Here is a 4,148-nt window from a genome sequence, read left to right as displayed (position 1 = left end):
GGAACGGCCAGAACGGCCGGAACAGCCGGAACAGCCGGAACGGCCAACGCAGCCAGCACGCTCGGAACAGGCAACACAGTCAGAACACGCAGCGGGACAGGGTGCGAACGCCGGGCGCATGACCGCCGAGCGCATAAACCGGTTGTTCATGCTGACTGCCGGCTGACGGCGGTCGCCGGCCCGCGGTCAACGACCGCTACCACAACTTGGTCGTTACTGGTCGACGGCCATCCCGCCTACTGATCATCTCATCGGCTGGCGACGGCTCCTGCCGGTCAACGCTCATCCCATCGGCGGCGCCACCGTTCCTCGATCCGCTCGGTGAACGGGGGGCGGGTCCGACGGCGGGGGGCCGCCGGACGGCGGCTGCTGGCCTCCCCGCCCCGACCGCTGATCCGGCGAAGATCGGCAGCACCCCGGGACGCCGCGAACAGCATCGTGGCGAAACCAAGCACACCAAGGACCACGATCAGCGGTGTCCGGTTGAGAACGACTCCCACGAGCAGGACGACCAGCCCCACCACGAACAGGAGGAGGCTTCGGCGGACCCTGCGCATGAGATAGGTGCGAGGGTTCGTCGAGCGGACCGTGCTCGCGAACTTGGGATCGTCCTCGACGAGGGCGCGCTCGATCTGATCAAGCAGGCGCTGCTCATTTTCCGAGAGCGGCATCGACGCTCCTCCCACGGCCGGCAGGTCCGGCAGACGGAACCTGACACCCAAGAATAGGCACGACCGGGCATGGGCGGTAGGCAACCAACCATGCCGAGACAGACCGATCGCTTCCTGCTGCTCTGGCTCCTCCCCGCAGGTGCGAAGGCCCATGCCACACGGTATGATCGGTTCCGCTTCCGTGGGGAAGCCCTCATCCCGGGCCCAGGTGGAGCCGGCCCACTCCCACCCTGGACGATCGGCGTGTAATCGCCCCGTCGCCATGGGGAAGCCCTCACTGTTCTGACTGTTCTGCCGCGCCGGAAGCTCTCACCGTCCTGCCGTCTCGCAGGAAGCCCTCCTCCGTCCCGCCGTCTCGCTGGAAGCCCTCGTCACTGCCGCGCCGGAAGCCCTCCTCCGTCCTGCCACGCCCTTCTGGCCATGGCTTCTGGCCACGGCGTCGCGGGAAAGCCGCATCCGAGGGATGCCGGACGCGCTCGACAGCCACTCCCGTGCGTACCGCACCGCTTGCACCGTGCGCCCGCCTGATCACGATCGTTCCGGTCCGCCCTGGCACCAGCCTCCTGTCGGTCTCGCATCAGCCCCTCGCCAGCCCATCCCGTCATCAACCGGCCCTGTGAGCCCACGAGAGCGCAGTCGAGCATCCGCCACACACAGTCATGCCATCTGGTCATGCCGTCTGATCGTGCTGCCCGATCACGCTGCCCGACCGTGTTGTCTGGTTGTGCCGTTGGGCCGTGCTGTCCGGTCGTGTCATCGGTTGTCCCGGCGGTGAGCCAGGACGTGCAGGTGGGCGGCGAGATCCCGGAAGGGCGCCCGGGAGGATGCGGCGATCTCCAACTGGAGCAGCCGCTCCGCCGCGGACGGATCCGCGTCCACGGCGGCCGTGGGCACCAGATCGGCGAACACCCGCACCCCGTGGACCGCGATCACATCGGCTCCGGCGTCACTTACCATGCGCACCAGCGCGTCCCCATCGAAACGGCGCGCCCGGTCAGAGCCGCTACAACGCCCACCGGGATCGGTCAGCGCATGCTGTGCCTCGGCGAGCCTGCCGGCGAGCGCACGGGCGAGGACGACAGCCGCCCGGTTGGCGGCAACGACGCTGAGCAGCCCACCTGGACGCAGGGCTGCCACCGCTGCCGTCAGCGCGGTGACCGGCTCGTCCACCACCTCCAGCACGGTGTGGCACAACAGCACGTCCGAACGGCCCACTCCGATGATCTCCGGCAGGACGGAAAGATCTCCCTGACGCGCTGTCACGAGATGCCTGACCCCGTGCTCCGCCGCCCGGTGGTCGAGAGAGGCGAGCGCGTCCGGACTGGGATCCACCACGGTCACCCGGTGCCCGCGCTCGGCAAGCGGCACCGCGAACCCGCCGCTGCCGCCGCCCGCGTCCACCACGTCGAGCGTGTCGCCCGCTCGCGGCGTCACCGTGGCCAGCGCGTCCAACAGCCCCCGCCAGACCACGGCCTGGCGCAGATCCCCCCATGTCACCGGACGACTTCTGACGGTCATGCCGTACCTCCCTCGGCGACCCGGCGGCCTTGAAGCCCGAGGCGACCCGGGGACCTGGACCTTCCCGGGCCATGCCCGCTGGCGGGTTCCCGCGAACCTCGCAATGGGGTGATCGACGCCGGGGTGATCGACGTCAGGGTGAGATGACCGACGCCATGACGATCAGCACCGTGATCAACGCTGGCGGGACGGCACTGGATGACCGGCGTCGAACGACCGCTACCGGGGCGACCAAGCGCCAGGGTGGCTACAATTCGCTCGGGCTCATCCCCCTCGGGCTCATCCCCCTCGGGCTCATCCCCCTCGGGCTCATCCCCCTCGCCCTTCACGCATCGGCGCATCTCTCACGTGCGTTTCCTGTACGCATCTTCCATGTACATCTCTTGCGCTCTCACATCCCGCGTACCGGTGGCCGGAAATCTCATGCCGGTAGCCGGAAACCGATGGCGATGCCGGCCACGAGACCGCCCAGAGACAGACCGATCAGCTGCAGCACCCAGCCCGGCGGCCGTCGCCGGGCTCGTCCCGTGACCGCCTGGATCCCCACAGGCGCGTCCGGTGGCACCGCCCCGTCGGCGGTCCGGAAACCATGACCTCCGAAGGAGCGGAAAACCCGCGCTTTTTCCGCCTTCAGCCCCCCGATCAACCCTTCAGCTGTCGATCGCGCGGCATCCCCAACAATGACTGAATCCATCCGAATGACCTACCGTCATAATCAAGACGCTCACCAACGGTCACCGATAGTGAGTGTTTGATCTACGATACGCAAAACGATCTACACGGCTCCCACGACAACCGACGGCCAGAAGCCTCCGTCCGCACGTAGACGGACATCCGGGATCCCCGACGGACCAGAACCAGGATCCCCCGACAACGGGAGGCGTCTCTCCAGCGGCCAGAATCCGCCCGCTCAGGAGCCGCGACCGGCCAGCGGGAGGGCCACCGCCTCCGCAGCCACAGAATCCGCCCGTCCACGGGACGCGGGGTGAACCCGTGCCCCGGCCGTGCCCGGTGTGCGTGCGGCTTCACATCCCGGCCCGCGCTGTCTGTATTCGTCCTGTTCACACCCCTGCCTTCGCCGGCGTGCGGGTGACGCCGACAAGCGGGGCACAGCTGACGATCGTGGCCGTCAGCGCCGGCTGGGACGGCAGGCCCAACGTGGTCTCCACCACCGCGAGGAACGTCTCCGCCTGCCGGAGCAGGTCGTCGGCATCCCGGGCGCCGACCACGGACAGGCCCGCCTCTGCGGCCGTCCTCCTGGCCGCGCCGGCCGCGAAGAACTGTGCCCACTCCGCCAGCTCGGGTGCCACTCGTGTCAGCAGCTGCCAGACGCTGACGGGCCGGCCACGGTGACCGTGGCGGGGCCGGGCCCGTTCCACGAGAACAGCGGCGGCGGCCCGCAGCGCCGCCAGGTGCGCCAGGGCGTACCGCTGCCCGGGAGCCCGGGCGAAGCTCGCTTCGTCAAGGCCGTGATGCGCGGCCATGAGCAGCTCGTCGCGGGAACGACGAGGCAGCCCCGCGAGGGGGACCTGGATTCGAGACTGTCGATCTACGGCCTGCCGACTCATGACCGCTCCCTCCGATACGACGACATCACTACGTGGCTCATCCACATGACGATCTTTCGCGCGACAGCTATTCGCATGACGGCCTTGCCTACGACGAGCTGCTCTGGTCGTCGTAGGCAAGGCCACGACGGCCTACTCCAGTAAGTCGAACACATGTTCGACTTACTGGAGTAGTAAACCTCACCCACTCGGAACCGTCAACGTTGCCGGAGAGCACGGCTGGGAGTGCCCCGAAAGCGGTGTCGTGGCCGCCACCGGGTGGCCGCTATCACGTTGTCAGCAGTGGATCGCTGTCAGCGGTGAACCGTCGGTGGGCTGAACCGCCACATCGTCGGAAGCCACGGCCGGACCAGCGCGACATGGGCCGGACAAGGCCGGCGGCCGGGCCGGC

Annotated in this window: 3 protein-coding genes; all 3 read right to left on the bottom strand. The window is 68.6% G+C overall.

Features of this window, described 5'->3' with window-relative positions; genetic code table 11:
• Positions 1-275: 275 nt before the first annotated feature.
• The 3 genes from AC5LSR_RS16580 to AC5LSR_RS16570 all read right to left on the bottom strand — a co-directional run bounded on the left by AC5LSR_RS16580 (position 276) and on the right by AC5LSR_RS16570 (position 3,757).
• Entirely contained in the window at positions 276-671 is a 396-nt protein-coding gene (locus AC5LSR_RS16580) for an SCO2097 family morphological protein (RefSeq protein ID WP_250284292.1), read from the bottom strand.
• Positions 672-1,424: 753 nt separating this feature from the next.
• A complete protein-coding gene (locus AC5LSR_RS16575) occupies positions 1,425-2,189 on the bottom strand; it encodes a methyltransferase domain-containing protein (protein WP_250284294.1) in 765 nt (254 codons plus the stop codon).
• 1,061 nt (positions 2,190-3,250) lie between these two features.
• Positions 3,251-3,757 (bottom strand): SAV_6107 family HEPN domain-containing protein, encoded by a 507-nt coding sequence (locus tag AC5LSR_RS16570; protein ID WP_250291962.1) that lies wholly within the window; start codon positions 3,755-3,757, stop codon positions 3,251-3,253.
• Between the last annotated feature and the right edge of the window lie 391 nt (positions 3,758-4,148).

It is taken from the genome of Protofrankia sp. CiP1_Cm_nod4, from assembly GCF_982290645.1.
This window is presented reverse-complemented; position numbering and strand designations above follow the sequence as displayed.

Coding starts and splice junctions, on each gene's coding strand:
- AC5LSR_RS16580 (WP_250284292.1), bottom strand. CDS start 671: ATGCCGCTCTCGGAAAATGAGCAGCGCCTGCTTGATCAGATCGAGCGC.
- AC5LSR_RS16575 (WP_250284294.1), bottom strand. CDS start 2,189: ATGACCGTCAGAAGTCGTCCGGTGACATGGGGGGATCTGCGCCAGGCC.
- AC5LSR_RS16570 (WP_250291962.1), bottom strand. CDS start 3,757: ATGAGTCGGCAGGCCGTAGATCGACAGTCTCGAATCCAGGTCCCCCTC.